General features: G+C 27.9%; 14 protein-coding genes and 1 other annotated feature. Of the genes, 1 reads left to right on the plus strand and 13 read right to left on the minus strand.

Features of this window, described 5'->3' with window-relative positions; all coding sequences use genetic code 11:
- Positions 1–3 precede the first annotated feature (3 nt).
- The gene (locus GOQ29_RS01175) at positions 4–486 is read left to right on the plus strand and encodes a threonine/serine exporter family protein (protein WP_425475060.1); all 483 of its coding nucleotides are present in this window, start codon (positions 4–6) and stop codon (positions 484–486) included.
- Between the two features lie 30 nt (positions 487–516).
- Here GOQ29_RS01175 and GOQ29_RS01180 read toward each other — a convergent pair whose 3' ends face one another.
- From GOQ29_RS01180 to secD, 13 genes are all read right to left on the minus strand, one after another.
- A complete protein-coding gene (locus tag GOQ29_RS01180) occupies positions 517–789 on the minus strand; it encodes a metal-sensitive transcriptional regulator (protein WP_203370601.1) in 273 nt (90 codons plus the stop codon).
- A gap of 19 nt (positions 790–808) precedes the next feature.
- Positions 809–1,231, minus strand: a complete 423-nt coding sequence (locus tag GOQ29_RS01185; RefSeq protein ID WP_203370603.1) for a SoxR reducing system RseC family protein — start codon at positions 1,229–1,231, stop codon at positions 809–811.
- Positions 1,232–1,325: 94 nt separating this feature from the next.
- A complete protein-coding gene (aspS, locus tag GOQ29_RS01190; protein WP_203370605.1) occupies positions 1,326–3,107 on the minus strand; it encodes an aspartate--tRNA ligase in 1,782 nt (593 codons plus the stop codon).
- A gap of 4 nt (positions 3,108–3,111) precedes the next feature.
- On the minus strand, positions 3,112–4,377 hold the full coding sequence (hisS, locus tag GOQ29_RS01195) for a histidine--tRNA ligase (RefSeq protein ID WP_203370607.1): 1,266 nt from the start codon (positions 4,375–4,377) through the stop codon (positions 3,112–3,114).
- 63 nt (positions 4,378–4,440) lie between these two features.
- Positions 4,441–4,653 (minus strand) — a binding site (T-box leader).
- 22 nt (positions 4,654–4,675) lie between these two features.
- Positions 4,676–6,154, minus strand: a complete 1,479-nt coding sequence (gene hemZ, locus GOQ29_RS01200; protein ID WP_203370609.1) for a coproporphyrinogen dehydrogenase HemZ — start codon at positions 6,152–6,154, stop codon at positions 4,676–4,678.
- Between the two features lie 16 nt (positions 6,155–6,170).
- The gene (locus GOQ29_RS01205) at positions 6,171–6,797 is read right to left on the minus strand and encodes an MBL fold metallo-hydrolase (protein ID WP_203370611.1); all 627 of its coding nucleotides are present in this window, start codon (positions 6,795–6,797) and stop codon (positions 6,171–6,173) included.
- Positions 6,798–6,814: 17 nt separating this feature from the next.
- Positions 6,815–7,264 carry a D-aminoacyl-tRNA deacylase gene (gene dtd, locus GOQ29_RS01210; protein ID WP_203370612.1) on the minus strand — a complete coding sequence of 150 codons (450 nt, stop codon included), beginning with the start codon at positions 7,262–7,264 and terminating at the stop codon, positions 6,815–6,817.
- Between the two features lie 11 nt (positions 7,265–7,275).
- Complete coding sequence (locus GOQ29_RS01215) at positions 7,276–9,429, minus strand: RelA/SpoT family protein (protein ID WP_203370614.1); 2,154 nt, start codon at positions 9,427–9,429, stop codon at positions 7,276–7,278.
- Between the two features lie 109 nt (positions 9,430–9,538).
- The gene (locus tag GOQ29_RS01220) at positions 9,539–10,051 is read right to left on the minus strand and encodes an adenine phosphoribosyltransferase (protein WP_203370616.1); all 513 of its coding nucleotides are present in this window, start codon (positions 10,049–10,051) and stop codon (positions 9,539–9,541) included.
- 21 nt (positions 10,052–10,072) lie between these two features.
- Entirely contained in the window at positions 10,073–12,523 is a 2,451-nt protein-coding gene (gene recJ, locus GOQ29_RS01225; protein WP_203370618.1) for a single-stranded-DNA-specific exonuclease RecJ, read from the minus strand.
- 314 nt (positions 12,524–12,837) lie between these two features.
- On the minus strand, positions 12,838–14,511 hold the full coding sequence (locus GOQ29_RS01230; RefSeq protein ID WP_203370620.1) for an ABC1 kinase family protein: 1,674 nt from the start codon (positions 14,509–14,511) through the stop codon (positions 12,838–12,840).
- A 136-nt stretch (positions 14,512–14,647) separates the two neighbouring features.
- Positions 14,648–15,511 carry a protein translocase subunit SecF gene (secF, locus tag GOQ29_RS01235; RefSeq protein WP_203370622.1) on the minus strand — a complete coding sequence of 288 codons (864 nt, stop codon included), beginning with the start codon at positions 15,509–15,511 and terminating at the stop codon, positions 14,648–14,650.
- A gap of 13 nt (positions 15,512–15,524) precedes the next feature.
- Positions 15,525–16,793, minus strand: coding sequence for a protein translocase subunit SecD (secD, locus tag GOQ29_RS01240; protein ID WP_203370624.1), 1,269 nt, complete (start codon positions 16,791–16,793; stop codon positions 15,525–15,527).
- Positions 16,794–16,801: the final 8 nt, after the last annotated feature.

The raw sequence follows: 16,801 nt of genomic DNA on the forward strand, positions 1-16,801 counted from the left end.
TTTATTAAATCGGAGGACTATTTCATGTTTTATATCAAACAATTTATATATGGATTTTTATCTACTATGGGATTTTCAATTATTTTTAATACATCAAGGGAATCTATTTCCAAATCTAGCTTAAATGGTGCCATTGGTTGGATAATTTATATAGTATTAACTGATACTCTAGATTCTTCGGTTATAGCAGCTTTTTTCGGAGCTTTAAGTGTAGGAATTTTAGGAGAGTTATTTGCAAGATTCTTTAAAAAACCAGCTACAATTTTTATTATCCCTGGAATTGTTCCATTAGTACCTGGATCAGGTATGTACTATACAATGCTAGCAATAACTGAAAAAAGGTTTATTGAAGCAGCTGATTTAGGAAGTGAAACTCTTTTTATTGCAGCATCAATTGCAAGTGCTCTTATAGTATCAATATCCATTGGCAAGTTACTAAGAACATCTAACTTTAAAAAACTAAATAAAAAGAAAAAAAATTTCTAAACATCTACTATCAAGATGTTTAGAAATCTTTTATTTCGTATATTTAACCATTATATTTATTAAATTTTGTATTGCTTCTTCACTATCATCCCCATTAATTATATCCTGCTCAATACAAGCCTTCATATAATTTTCTAATATTAATCCTCCAACATTATTTAAAGCAGATTTAGCCGCAGCAATTTGTATCAAAATATCGCCACAATATTTGTCCTCTTCTACCATTTTTTGAATTCCTTTGATTTGGCCTTCTATTTTTCTTAATCTTGTTATAGAACTCTTTTTTGTAGCTTCATCTTTCATTTTATTATTCCTCCATGAATTATAATACTTTTACTATTTTTAATTCTGCAGAATTTTTATTCTTAATTGTATTATCAATGAACCTCAATATAAAATATGATATTACTAAAAAGACTAATCCACTTAAAAACCCTAAAGATTCATAATCCGAAAATCCAATAGAACGAAAAACATAAATGCCTCCTGCTATCCCAACAATAAGCATTATTAACGGAACAATATATGCAATAAAAGCAGATTTCATTAAACTTTTAGTTTTCATCTCTACTTCTACAAAATTACCAACTTTTGCTCCAATTGTATTTTTAATATTAACTCTCATAGCTGGCACATTACATCCTCCGCCACAACTACTACATTTTTCACCACATGCACTTGTTCTTCTAATATCAACTACAGCAATTTCATCCTTTATATTAACAACATAGCCTATTTGATCCATAATTTTTCCTCCTTATGGCTACTTGATTACTATACTTAAATAATATCACAAGAAAGATTATCCTTCAATTTATTTAATACAATATCATTCTGCATTATTTTTTATTTAACAAAGAAATATTTAACTCATCGAGTTGAGACTTTTGCACTTCACTGGGTGCTTCGGTTAGTAATGATGTTGCATTTTGAGTTTTAGGAAATGCTATTACATCCCTTATATTTTTCATCCCAGTTAATAACATCATTAACCTATCAAAGCCATAAGCAATTCCTCCATGAGGTGGTACTCCATATTTAAACGCTTCAAGTAAAAAGCCAAACTTATTCCATGCTTCTTCATTGCTAAAACCTAAAGCTTTGAAAATCTTTTCTTGTAATTCAGAATTATTAATTCTTATACTTCCCCCACCAATTTCATCTCCATTTATAACTATATCATAAGCTTTAGCTCTAACTTTTTCTGGAGCTGTTTCTAATAATTCAATATCTTCATCTACAGGATGAGTAAATGGATGATGTTTAGCTACATATCTATCCTCATCTTCATTATATTCGAATAGTGGGAATTCAGTTATCCACACAAATTCAAACACGTCATCATCAATAAGATCCAATTTCTTTGCAACTTCAATTCTTAAGTGCCCTAAGGAATCTAAAACTACTTTTTTCTTATCAGCAACTAAGAAAATTATATCTCCAGCTTTTCCACCAAATTTTTCAATTATATTTCCTATTTCCTCTTCACTTAAGAATTTTTCTATAGGAGAACTAATTCCTTCTTCAGTTATCTTTATCCACGCTAGACCCTTTGCACCATAAGTTTTAATATATTTTTCTAATTTTGAAATTCCTTTTCTACTAAATTCATTTTCATAACCATTTACATTTATACCTCTTACTTCTCCTCCACTATTAACCGTACCAGAAAAAACTTTGAATTGAGAATCTTTAACTAATTCAGATACATCAGATATCTCAAAATCAAATCTTAAATCTGGTTTATCTGATCCATATTTATTCATTGCTTCATTATAAGTCATTCTTCTAATTGGCAATCTTATCTCTATTCCCTTTATTTCTTTGAATATTTCATATAAAAGTTCTTCATTTAATTTTATTATATCTTCTATATCAACAAATGACATTTCTACATCAATTTGAGTAAATTCTGGTTGTCTGTTAGCTCTTAAATCTTCATCTCTAAAACATTTTATTATCTGATAATATCTATCCATTCCAGAAACCATCAATAATTGTTTCATTAATTGTGGTGATTGAGGTAATGCAAAAAATTTACCTGGATTAACTCTACTAGGAACTAAATAGTCTCTTGCTCCTTCAGGTGTTGGTTTTGTTAACATTGGTGTTTCAACTTCAATAAAAGAATTATTATCATAAAAAGCTCTAACAATTTTTGCGGTCTTATGTCTTATTTTAAGATTATTCTGCATATATGATTTTCTCAAATCAAGATATCTATATTTTAATCTCATAGTATCTGAAACATCATCATTATCTTTGATATATATAGGTGGAGTCTCAGATTCATCTAGTATTTTTAATTCTTTAACAAAAACCTCGATATCCCCAGTTGGCATTTCCTGATTTTTAGAATGTCTTTCAACTACTTTACCTCTAATAGCAATTACAAATTCATTTCTTATTTTATCAGCTTTATTAAAAGCTTCTTCTGAGAATTCTGTATCAAATACAATCTGAGATATTCCAGTGGTATCTCTCAAATCAACAAATATTAGTCCACCTAAATTTCTTCTTTTTTGAACCCATCCCATCAAAACTACTTCATCATCAATATTATTTGACCTCAAATTTCCACACATATTAGTTCTTCTTAGTTTTCCCATTTTTTCGCTCATTATGTTACCTCCCTAATTTAGCCTTTATTTTTTCTACTAAATTACTCAATTTAATTTCTTCCTGCTCTCCAGTCTTCATATTTTTAATACTAACTACATCTTTATCTATTTCATCTTCTCCAATTACTAAAGTATAAGTAGAATCTACTTTATTTGAATATTTAAACTGTGCTTTAACACTTCTATCAAGATGATCTACATCAGAAGATATCCCTATTTCTCTTAATTTACTTACAATTTTTATAGATAATTTTTTTGCTTTATCTCCCATAGTTACAATGAAAACATCTAATCCATTAGGCTTTGGAATTTCAAGATTATTATTTTCTAAAGTTAATAATAATCTTTCAATTCCCATACCAAATCCTATAGCAGGAGTATCAGGACCTCCAATTTCTTTGACTAATCCATCATAACGTCCTCCACCACATACTGTGCTTTTAGCACCTATCTCATTAGAAATAAATTCAAAAGCAGTCTTAGTATAATAATCTAATCCTCTTACAATCTTTGCATTAACAGAGTAATCTATATCTAATACATCTAAATAACTTTTTACATCTGTAAAATGTTGTTCACATTCTTCACATAGATAGTCCAATATAATAGGTGCATCATCTAATTCAGCTTGACATTTATCATTTTTACAATCAAGTATCCTCATAGGATTCTTCTCAAATCTTGAATTACAAGTTTTGCATAAAATATCAAGTTTATTTTCTAAATATTCTCTTAAAGCTTTATCATATTCAGATCTGCATTTAGGACATCCTATACTATTAATCTGTAATTCTACACCTTCAATTCCTAACCTCTTATATAAAGTATCAACAATACTTATCACTTCGGCATCTACTGATGCACTCCTACTACCATATACTTCTACTCCAAATTGATGATGTTCTCTCAATCTACCCTTTTGAGGTCTTTCATATCTAAATACTGATGTTAAATAAAATGTTTTAATAGGTTGAGTACTTGCATATAATTTATTTTCTACATAAAGTCGCGCTGCTGGAGCCGTTCCTTCAGCTTTTAATGTTATACTTCTACCTCCCTTATCCTCAAATGTATACATTTCTTTTTGTACCACATCTGTTGTCTCTCCTACTCCCCTTTCAAATAATTCAGTATGTTCAAATGCAGGAGTTCTCAATTCATAATATCCAAAATTTTTACAAACCTCTCTAAAAATCTCCTCTAAATATTGCCATTTATAAGACTCTTCCGGCGTAACATCTTTAGTGCCTCTTGGAGCTTTTGTAAACATAATATAACCTCCTTTTAAATATATGTAAATTTGTTTTTATAAAAACAAAGAACTCTTATCCTATAAAAGGACGAGAGTTCCAATTCCCGTGGTACCACCCTAATTGGTTAAATAACCCACTTATTAAATCCATAACGGAGATAGCCGAATAACCCTAGTTTTATTTCAGATTATTTACTCCAAGGCGTCTTCATTAACCTTTAGTATCGGTTTGCAGCTACCACCGACTCTCTGAAACTAATAAAATCAACTACTCTTCCTCTTCTAAGTATTTTTATATTGTAAACATTATAGATTATTATTCTTCTGATGTCAACATTTTATTTATTTCAACTCTTTTTCTTTCAATCATTTCTTCTTTTCTATCAATATAATCTTTTAAATTTTTAACATTAGGTACTCTTACTAATCGATTTTTACTAGGATAAAAAATTTTAGACACAGCTCCTGAACCTGCACCAATTATTGTCTGCTTCTCTTCCATCATTAAAATATTATATATACATTCCTTATTCTTTTTTGCATATCCAATATTCTCAAAATTCCCTAAAATTTGCTTTTGTCTATACATATAATAAGATATCATTTCCATTTTCTTCGAAAAATTTTTAGTGATTTTAAGCATATCTTTTATTTTTTCAGTCTTAGCTAAATCGTATTTTTCCTTTTCTATATTTAACTTAGAAGTTTTCTTTATAGCTAAAGTATGAACTGTTAAATTATCTGGGTCAAGATCTAATATTTTCTTCATAGTATTTTTTATATCACCTACATCTTCTCCAGGCAAGCCTACAATAACATCCATATTTATTGAATTAAATCCAACCTTTTTTGCTATATTATAAGCTTTCTCTATATCTTCGGGATTATGTTCTCTACCAACTAATTCTAATGTCTTTTTACTCATAGTTTGGGGATTTATACTAATCCTATCTACATAATTCTTTTTTAGGTTCTGTAATATTTCTTCTTTTATTGTATCAGGTCTTCCAGCCTCTACAGTAAATTCTTTTATATTTTCCCTTCCAAATAGAGAATTGATAGTCTTAATAATTCTAACTAAATTTTCTTTAGGTATAGATGTAGGAGTACCTCCACCAATATACACAGTTTGAATATTTTTACCCTTCATTAAATTTGCAATTTCCTCTAACTCATTTAATAATGCTTCTGTATATTTATCTACCACATCTCTCCATTTCCCTAATGGATAAGAAGGAAAAGAACAATACACACATTTTGAAGGACAAAAAGGTATACTAACATATAAACTATAATTATTTTTATCTAAAGGATATAAATATTTTTCCTCTACATCAGTTATTTCCAATAATAATTTTGACTTATCTTCTGTAATTAAATATTCCTTAGTTAAAATATTAAAGATTTCATCTTTCTTTATTTCTTTTTCTTTCAATTCATGTACAATTTTCGAAGGTCTAATTCCTGTTAATATACCCCATGGAACAGTACTACCCATCATATCCTCTATGACCTTGTAAAGAGATTTTTTTATAGCTATACTTTTTTTCTTATTTAAATCTCTTTTTATATTAACTTTATTAATATCTTTTATATTATTAACAGCAATTAGTTTTCCATCTTTAAAAACTTCTGTCTTTACACTAATACCATTTAGAGAACTAATTATAAATAAATCCTCATTGCAAACTTTCTCATCATTTACAAATTCAATTTTTTGAATTTCTGTTAATATTCTTAATAATTCATATATATTATGGGTATCATTATGCCCATTTAAATATACTCTTATCATATCATTCCCCATTAATTTAAGATTTTTTTATAAAAGGATTAGTTGATTTTTCAATACCAATAGTACTTGAAGGACCATGTCCTGAGAATATAGTAACATCATTATCATACTTAACTAATTTTTTATTAATCGAATCAATTATATCATCATAAGAACCACCAATTAAATCAGTTCTCCCAATAGATCCTTTAAATAATGTATCTCCAGTGAAGATTGTCTTATCTATTTTAATTGAAATGCTTCCCGGGGTATGTCCTGGAGTATGAATTATATTTATTTCAAAATCATCTAATGCCAAAGTTTCACCATCTTCCACAGTTTTATCAGGATTAATTTCTACTGGCTCCATAGGCATTTGATTTGATAAATTTATTTCTTTATTCATTAACATGTCTTTATCTAATGAATGTATTAAAATAGGAGCTTTAGTTTTATCTTTTAATTCTAATAATCCACCTATATGATCTCCATGTCCATGTGTTAATATGATATACTCTATGGTTAATTCATGTTCATATACTATTTTCATAATTTTATCTACATCACCAGCAGGATCAATTACTATACCTTTTCCACTATTCTCTGAACCAACAACATAGCAATTTGCTTGAAATACTCCACAGGGTATTCTCTCTATTATCATAAATACATCCTCCTTAACTAAAATTCCTTTTTACTATCTAATAATATTGTAACCGGACCATCATTAATCAAATTAACCTTCATGTCTGCCCCAAATTCTCCTGATTCTACTTTTATTTCATACTCCTCACAAACAGATATAAACTTTTCATAAAGTACATTTGCAACATCAGGTTTAGCAGATTTCATAAAATTAGGCCTTCTTCCTTTCCTGCAATCTCCATATAATGTAAACTGGGAAACTACTAATAGTTCCCCTTTAATATCTAAAAGTGATAAATTCATTTTCTCATTTTCATCTTGAAAAATTCTCAAATTCAAAATCTTATCTGTCAGATATTTTATATCATCTTCATTGTCCTCTTTTCCAATTCCCAAAAGTACTAATAAACCTTTTGAAATCTCACCAGAAGTCTTATTATCTATATCTACCTTAGCATTATTAACTCTTTGAATTACTACTCTCATTCTTCTCACCTCTACGTTATTACTCTATATACATCAATAACACCATTAATTTTCTTCAATTTTTTCATTAAATTATTTAATTGTTCAATATCTTTAATTTCTAATGTTAAATTAATCATAGCTAATCTCTCTTTATTAGTTCTAGCATTTAATGAAGATACTAATAAATTAGATTCAGAAAGCATTTTGGTTATTTCAGATAATAATCCAGGTCTATCAGTTCCCTTAACTTGTATTTCAGCTTGATAAGAAATTTTCTCTTCAGTATCCCAACTTACATCAATAAATCTTTGATCTTTACCTAAATCTAATATATTAGGACAATCACTTCTATGAACTGAAACTCCTCTCCCTCTAGTTATATATCCTTTTATATCATCACCAGGAACTGGATTACAACATTTAGCAAACCTTACCTTAACATTATCAATACCACTTATTTTTACTCCTTGAGTATGCTTTCTTCCTCTTTTAATAGTAATCTGATTATTGTCTTTCCTCTCATCATCTGTTTTGTAATATTCTTTATGATATTCTTTTAATCTCGTAGTTATTTGTGCAAGAGAAATATTTCCATATCCTAATGCTGCATATAAATCATCTACACTATTAAAGCTTAATTTATCAGCTACTTTTTCAAGCCACTTTTCTTTTAATATTTCCGTTATTCTATATCCTTGTCGTTTTACATCTTTTTCTAATTTACCTCTACCCTTGATCACATTTTCGGATTTTTCTTCTCTTTTAAACCATTGTCTAATCTTACTTTTAGCATGATTGCCCTTTACTATTTTAAGCCAGTCTCTACTAGGACCATTACTATTAGCAGAAGTTAATATACTTACTATATTACCATTTTTCAATTTATAATCCAAAGGTACTATTCTTCCATCAACTTTAGCCCCTACACAAGTATTACCTACTGCTGTATGAACTCTATAAGCGAAATCTATTGGAGTGGATCCTGCAGGTAAATTAATCACATCACCTTTTGGTGTAAACACGAATACTTCATTTGTAAATAAATCTATTTTCAATGATTCCATAAATTCCTTTGGATCATTCATTTCTTTTTGCCACTCTAACATTTGCCTTAACCATGTTAACTTTTCATCAAAATCTGTATTATCATTATTTCCCTCTTTATATTTCCAATGAGCTGCAATTCCATATTCTGCCGTTCTATGCATATCCCATGTTCTTATCTGAATTTCAAAAGTTTCACCCTTTGGACCAATCACAGTAGTATGAAGAGATTGATACAAATTAGGCTTTGGCATTGCAATATAATCCTTAAACCTTCCTGGAATCGGTTTCCATAAAGTATGAACAATTCCCAATACTCCATAACAATCCTTAACTGAATCCACTATAACTCTAATAGCAGTTAAATCGAATATTTGTTCAAATACCTTATTTTGATATACCATTTTTCTATATATGCTATAAAAATGTTTAGGTCTACCACTTATTTCATTTTCAATATCTACTTCGTCTAATTTTAATCTTAATTTATCAATAACACGATTAATATATTCTTCTCTTTCTTTACGCTTTTTAGATACTTTATCTACTAAATCATAATATCCAGCAGGATCAATATATCTTAATGCAAGATCTTCTAATTCCCACTTGATTCTAAATATCCCCAGTCTATTTGCTATAGGTGCATAAATTTCAAGTACTTCTAATGCTTTTTCTTTCTTTTTTTCATCAGACATATATTCCAGAGTTCTCATATTATGAAGCCTATCTGTTAATTTAATTATAATAACTCTAATATCTTTAGCCATAGCAATAACCATTTTTCTTAGATTTTCAGCTAATCTTTCTTCCTTTGTTTCATATTTTATTTTTTTTAATTTTGTTACTCCATCTACTAGATTAGCTACTTCATCCCCAAATTCTTCTTCTATATCGTCATAGGTATATTTAGTATCTTCTACAACATCATGAAGTAGACCAGACACCACTGTATTTATATCCATATTAATATCTGATAATATCATTGCAACATTAAAAGGGTGAATAAAAAAATCTTCACCAGAATTTCTGCGTTGTCCCTCATGAGCAGACTTGGCAAAATAGAATGCTTTTCTAACCTTATCTAAATCACCTTGAGGGTTATATTGTTTTATTTTTTCTATTAATCTATCTAATGACAATTAACCCACCTTCTCTACTGTCAAAATTTATATAACATTAATAGTATACCACATAGAATCATACGTAAAAAGATATTTTCATTTATTTAAAAAATGCACCTAAGTGCATTTAATATTTGATTAAAGATTCTACATTATATCCTTTTAATTTTTCAACACCTTTTAAAAATTCTAATTCTATTAAGAAATAAATTCCTACTACTTCTCCTCCTAATTTTTCTATCATATTTATTGTAGCATAAACTGTTCCACCTGTAGCTAATAAATCATCTACAATAATTACTTTATCTCCAGGATTTATAGCATCTTTGTGCATTTCTAAAGTATCAGTTCCATATTCTAATTCATATTCATAACTTATTGTTTCTGCAGGTAATTTTCCTGGTTTTCTAATAGGTACGAATCCAGCTCCTGTTGCATAAGCTAACGGAGTTCCTACTAAAAAACCTCTTGCTTCAGGACCAACTACTATATCAAAATCTACGTCTCTTGACATTTCTACTAATCGATCTATGCAATACTTAAAAGCATCCTTATCTTTTAGAATAGTAGTAATATCTTTATAATTAATGCCTTCTTTAGGAAAATCCTCTATGTTTCTTATTTTATTTCTTAGATCCACTTTTGTTCCTCCTTCAGATAATTATGAAATATAATTTCTAAACTCTTTAAATATAGGTACATCACTAATATTTACTTTAGATGATACTTCATTTAGTTTTACATAATAATTATTTTTATCTATTTCTTTATAATCTAATAATTTAGCTTCATTGAAAATTTTTATTGCTATCTGAACTTTCATCTCATTCATATTAATATCTTTATTTTGCAATGATAAAATATATTTTGAAATATTAAGTTTAAAAATATTATTTCCTTTAAATGATTTATAAATATTTCTCAATTCCTTTATATCAGGAATAAACTTTGATATTATTTCTTTATTATTTTTTAAATCTTTGTCATCACATAATACAACAACATCATCATGAACAGTTTTTATAGTATAATACATCTCTTCACTAAAAGGCAAATCATACAGTATAATCTTTTCACAATTTTCATTCTTTATATCTTTAATCCTAGGATTTATAATAATCTTATTTTTACGATTTTGTCCCTCTTCAAAATAATTAAAATAAGTATTTTTAAATATATCTCTTCCCTCTTTATTCATTCGATTTAATATATCTCTTAAACTCATTAAATTATTTATATATATTTTAATTTTCTTATTACTTTTTAATCTTTCAATAACATAATCTAATTTATCAATACTTTTAGTATCATTAATAGCAAAATCCTTAGAGTATTTTTGAAGACCATTAGTTAAAATCCTATTTAAATCTTCATTATATTTACTTTCTATATCTAACTCAATATCAGATTTAATAATATCTTTAATTAGTATTTGAACTTTCTTTTCTCCATTATATTCATTAATATCTAAAGAACCAATTATATTTATTAAATCCAAATTATTAATATTATCTGTCATATATCCTAAATTAAAACCAATACAATCAATTTTCATTCCTTTATACAATATTCCTAATTTAAGATGAGACCTATTTCTACCTACACTCCTAATATTTTTTACAATAGAATCTTCGAATGAAAATACTGGACTTGAATTTCCCATACCAAAAGGAGCAAGCTTATCTAAATTCACTACAGTATTCAAAGAGATATCTTCCATTTCTACTACAGAATCTACAACAATCTCTTGACAAAAATCCTCTGGCTCTAAATTTTTTCCAACCCAAGAATTAACTCTATTTTTAAAAGTATCAATATTGTCTTTATCGATAGATAATCCAGCAGCTAGTTTATGCCCTCCAAAACCTAAAAAGAGATCTCTAGAATCATTTAATGCATCATATATATTAAGTGTAGAAATGCTTCTTGCAGAACCTCGCCCTTTATTATTTTCATCTATAGATATAAGAACAGATGGTTTATAATATTTTTCCGTTATCCGAGAACTGACAATTCCTATAACGCCATGATGCCAATCATTAGATGATAATACTATAACATTATCATCATCTAGTCCTTCTCTTCTTATCAGTTCATCAGCTTCATCAAAAATTCTACTTTCTATTTCTTGCCTATACTTATTTTCTTCATCCAACTCCTTAGCAATATTTAATGCTTCTTCATAATTAGTCGAAGTAAATAGTTCCACGCCTTTACGAGCATGTTTCATTCTACCTGCTGCATTTATCCTTGGTCCTATTATAAAACCTATATGTCCTCCAGAAATTTCTTTTCCTTCCAAACCTGTAACTTCAATCAAAGCTTTTATTCCTAAATTAGTAGTTTTATTAATCAATTCTAATCCTTTTTTTACAATTAATCTATTTTCCCCCATTAATGAAACTACATCTGCAACAGTTCCAATAGCAACTATAGGAAGTAATGAAAGATAATCTATATCTATTTTAAATTCCCTACTTATAGATTGAACTAATTTAAATGCAACCCCTACACCGGCTAACTTTTTAAAAGGGTAGTTACTGTCTTCTCTATTAGGATTTATAACACCTGCTGCATCTGGTAACCTATCTCCACAAGTATGATGATCAGTTATAATAATATCCATCCCTAATTCATTACAATATTTAACTTCTTCTACAGAAGTTATTCCACAATCTACTGTAATTATAAGATTTCCTTTTTGCTCTCTTATAAATTTTACTGCATCTTTATTTAAACCATACCCTTCTTTATGTCTATCTGGAATATAATAATCTACTTCAATTCCAATTTGAGAGAAAAAATTAATAAGCAATGAAGTACTTGTAACTCCATCAACATCATAATCTCCATATATCCATATGTTTTCATCTAATTCTATAGCTCTTAATATTCTGTCCGTTACATTATCCATGTCCTTCAATAAGGAAGGATCATGAAAATCATCATATGTAGGATTTAAAAATTTTTTTATTTCTTCTTTGCTTTTTAATCCTCTATTCAATAAAACTTTAGATACAATAGGAGAAATCCTAAATTCTCGAGAAATTTCTTCTATATACTTATCTTCTTGATATAATACCTTTACAAATTTTTTATCTTTTTTTAACATAATTTCACCCACAATATTTTAAAAAGTCGGATAAAAATCGTATCCTCCTTCGCTAGGGAAACCTAGTTTCCCTTCGACGGTACGTAATACATGCACCTGAGCACTCTTCTAATACGGCAGGGGATTTCATCCCCTACAACCCTTATTTTTATTGTCTAAGAAAGTTTATTAAATAAACTTTCTTAGACAATAAAAAACACATATAATATTATAGCTAATAGGTAGACTTTATTCAACTTATTACTTATTATTATTTTTTAGAAATAGCAAATAATGAAGATAATATAAATCCTAATTGCATATTATCACTCCTTTTATTTTTTATTGTTATAAGATCGTAAAATTATTGATAAAACTAAAGTTAAACCCATTATACCAGCAATTACAAATCCTATTAATCCAATGGCAGACATACCTAACATCTGTGGTCCAGCTTTAGATTGAATTATTGTAGAAGATCCTATTATTATTGCTGATATTATAAGACTTAAAGAAAGTTTATTTGATATAGAATTCAATTCTCTATTTAAATTATCTATTCCTTCATGCTTCATATTTACATGTATTCTATCTCTTTCAACTTTATAAAGTATTTTATTTAATAATTTAGGCATTTCTTGAAAATTAGATATTTCATTATATATTAAGTCATAAGTCTTTTTAATCAATTCATTAGGATTTAATTTATCTCTTTTTATTTTATCTAATATAGTTTTTGATACATCTGTAAAATTAAATTTAGGGTTTAATTTCTTCCCTGTACCCTCCAATGTTATTATTGATTTAATTAATAATATCCATTGACTAGGAATCTCAACCTTATGTTTAAATGCAACTCTTAAAATATCATTTAACGCATCATTAAATTTTAATCTATCTAAAGGCACATTATAATAATAATTTATTATATAGTTTATATCTCTTTTAAAAAGCATTATATTGGTATCATCTGATATAGCATCCATCTTATAAAAGACTTCCACAATTTTATCAATATTTCTATGTAATGAAGATCTTAAAAGTAATATTAATAATTTCATACTCTCGTCATCTATATATCCGATTATACCAAAATCTATAAACCCAATTTTATTCTCATTAACAACAAATAAATTCCCAGGATGAGGATCTCCATGATAAAAGCCATGTAAAAAAACTTGTTCCATATAAACTTCTGCAATATTAAAGGCAATCTTATCTTTGTCATAACCCTTATCATTAATTTCCGTAATATTACTTATTTTAATTCCTTTTACTTCAGAAGTTATAATTGTTTTCTTAGTAGTGTATTTCCAAAAAACTTTAGGAATATATACTTTATCATCATTTTTATATGTTGCTCTAAAATTTTCATAATTTTGTCCCTCAATAGTATAATTCAATTCTCTTTTTATAGTTATAGCAAACTCATTTAATATTTGATTAAACTTAACAATGTTTTTTTTGATTAAATGGTCATCTACAATATTTGATATCCTTTTTAATATTTGTAAATCCCTTGAAACTATTTCATCTATATTAGGTCTTCTTATTTTTACAACTACTCTTTCTCCGGATTTAAGTATGCCTTTATAAGCTTGGCCTATGGAAGCTGCTGCAATAGGAGTCCTATCAAATTCCGAAAATACCTCTTCAATTTTATATCCTGTTTCTGTATTAAAAATTTCTTCAGCACTTTCCCACGGAAAAGCCCCTACATCATCTTGTAATTTAGACAGCTCTTCAACTATATCTTCAGGAAGTAAATCATATCTAGTACTCATTAATTGGCCTAACTTTATAAATGTAGGTCCTAATTCCTCCAAAGCCATCCTTATGCGTTCAGCTCTAGTATAATTCTCATTTAACTTACTTGATTTTTGAAAAAACAATTTCCTTAAAATCAATTTTTTATGCAATCTTTCAGCTAACATACTAAATCCATACTTAGTTAATACATTAGAAATTTCTTTATAACGTTGTATTTTATTAAACTTATTTTTTTTCATAAAAAATCTACCTCATTATATTTAATCTATTAATAACTTACCCTAAGTATAAATATATTAAAAATATATTTGCTAATTAATCAAATTAATTTTCATTATGATTTCGTAAAATAAAATCTCAGGAAAGCCTGAGATTTTATTTTGTCTTAGTTTTTAAAATATACCATATTGGACTTGCTATAAATATAGAAGAATATGTTCCAATCAATACTCCTATAATCAATGGCAACGCAAATCCTTTTATTGCTTCTACACCAAATATATATAATGATGCAATAGCCAACAAAGTAGTAAATGAAGTATTAATTGATCTTATAATGGTTTGAGATATACTTGTATCAATTAATTTATCATATTCTGCCTTCTTAAATGATTTTAAATTTTCTCTTATTCTATCAAACAATACTATAGTATCATTAATCGAATATCCTACAATAGTTAACATTGCAGCTACAAAAGATTCATTAACTTGTAAATTAAATATCGCATATATAGACAAAGCTACTAAAATATCATGTATCAATGCAATAATAGCAGATATTCCAAACTTAAATTCAAACCTAAATGTTATATATATAAGCATACCTACAGTGGCTAATCCTATAGCTATAAAAGATGATTTTTTAATTTCTTCTCCAATAGAAGGCCCTATTTTTTCTGACCTTATTGGCTCATCATCAGCTAAATCATATTCTTCTTTAATCTTGTTAAATATTTCCATTCTTTCATCCATAGAAAAATCTTCAGAAGATTTAATTATGATTTCATTTCTTTCGTCACCAGAATGAATAATATCAGCATTAGAATCAAATTCATCAGTTATCTCTCTTATTTCATCTACTGAAACAGTCTTTCCTAAATCAATTTGAATAATACTACCACCAGTGAAATCAATTCCTAGATTAAATCCATTAACAAACATCATGATAATACCAATTATTATAACAATGGATGATATTATAAAAAATATATTCTTTCGTTTAATAATTTGTAAATCCAATATTCTCCCCCCTCTATGCTCCAAATAATTTTGTATTTTTCGTTATATTTATTCCAATGAATAATTTCAATAAAAATCTTGTAATAAATATCGCTGTAATCATTGATATAATTACCCCTATAATTAAAGTAACCGCAAACCCTTTTACAGGACCTGTACCAAAATTAAATAAAACTATACCTGCAATAAGAGTGGTAATATTGGCGTCTAAGACTGTTGATAATGCTTTCTTAAATCCAGAATCTACAGAAGCTCTTAATGATTTTCCTGATTTAATATCTTCCTTAATACGTTCAAATATTACAACATTAGCATCCACTGCCATACCAATAGATAAAATCAAGCCTGCAATGCCAGGTAATGTTAATGTAGCATTTATACTAACCATAGTAAATAAGACTAATAATACATATATAGTCAAAGCTATAATTGATATAAGTCCTGGTATTCTATATACTATCAACATAAACATAAATATTAATATTAATCCAATTCCAGCAGCAAAAATTGATTTATCTAAAGAAGTTAATCCTAGAGTAGGACCAATAGTAGAAGACTGAACCTCTTCCATTTCCATTGGCAAAGCTCCACCACTAATCAGAGTAGCAAGTTCTGTGACTTCTTCTATTGTAAATTCACCCTCAATAGTAGCCTTACCATCAGTTATAACAGCACCAACCTCAGGCGTAGAAATTTCTTCCCCATCAAGTACTATTCTAACAACTCTATCTGCACCAGCAGGTTTAGACATAGCATTTTCAGTAGCTTTCTTAAATAATTTAGCTCCCTCAGAATTAAAAGCCAATGATACCACCGGTGTATTTTGACCAGTTGAAGAATTTTCTATATACATAGGTTCTGCTTCTTTTACATGTTCACCTGTTACAACAACATTTTCTTCAGCATCAATAAATTGAAGCTCTGCAGTTTTACCTATCATATCCATTGCTTCTTCTGCATTCTTCACTCCAGGAAGCTCCACCCTAATTCTATTGTCACCTTCAATTACTATATTAGGTTCCGTAACACCTAAGCCATTAACCCTTTGATCTATTATTGCCTTAGCTTCCTTCATCTTTTTATCTAATTCTTCTCCAGTTGCATCAGTCTTTCCTTCTAAAACTACATATACTCCCCCTTCTAGCTCCAAGCCTAAATTAAGGGAATCCCTTACAGAATTAATTTCATATTTTCCTATATTAATACCATTAATAGCCGTATATCCTCCACCTACAATTATAATAACTATTAAAAGGAAAATAATCATCTTCTTCACATTCATAATTTTTC

Origin of the sequence: Anaeromonas gelatinilytica, from assembly GCF_016820635.1 — a bacterium.
In the GTDB taxonomy this organism is placed as follows: domain Bacteria; phylum Bacillota; class Clostridia; order Tissierellales; family SIT17; genus Anaeromonas; species Anaeromonas gelatinilytica.

What these genes read in the sequence shown, in the direction of transcription:
- GOQ29_RS01180 (WP_203370601.1), bottom strand. Translation starts at nt 789, where the DNA reads ATGAAAGATGAAGCTACAAAAAAGAGTTCTATAACAAGATTAAGAAAA.
- GOQ29_RS01185 (WP_203370603.1), bottom strand. Translation starts at nt 1,231, where the DNA reads ATGGATCAAATAGGCTATGTTGTTAATATAAAGGATGAAATTGCTGTA.
- aspS (WP_203370605.1), bottom strand. Translation starts at nt 3,107, where the DNA reads ATGAGCGAAAAAATGGGAAAACTAAGAAGAACTAATATGTGTGGAAAT.
- hisS (WP_203370607.1), bottom strand. Translation starts at nt 4,377, where the DNA reads ATGTTTACAAAAGCTCCAAGAGGCACTAAAGATGTTACGCCGGAAGAG.
- hemZ (WP_203370609.1), bottom strand. Translation starts at nt 6,154, where the DNA reads ATGATAAGAGTATATTTAAATGGGCATAATGATACCCATAATATATAT.
- GOQ29_RS01205 (WP_203370611.1), bottom strand. Translation starts at nt 6,797, where the DNA reads ATGATAATAGAGAGAATACCCTGTGGAGTATTTCAAGCAAATTGCTAT.
- dtd (WP_203370612.1), bottom strand. Translation starts at nt 7,264, where the DNA reads ATGAGAGTAGTAATTCAAAGAGTTAATAATGCTAAGGTAGATATAGAT.
- recJ (WP_203370618.1), bottom strand. Translation starts at nt 12,523, where the DNA reads ATGTTAAAAAAAGATAAAAAATTTGTAAAGGTATTATATCAAGAAGAT.
- GOQ29_RS01230 (WP_203370620.1), bottom strand. Translation starts at nt 14,511, where the DNA reads ATGAAAAAAAATAAGTTTAATAAAATACAACGTTATAAAGAAATTTCT.
- secD (WP_203370624.1), bottom strand. Translation starts at nt 16,793, where the DNA reads ATGAATGTGAAGAAGATGATTATTTTCCTTTTAATAGTTATTATAATT.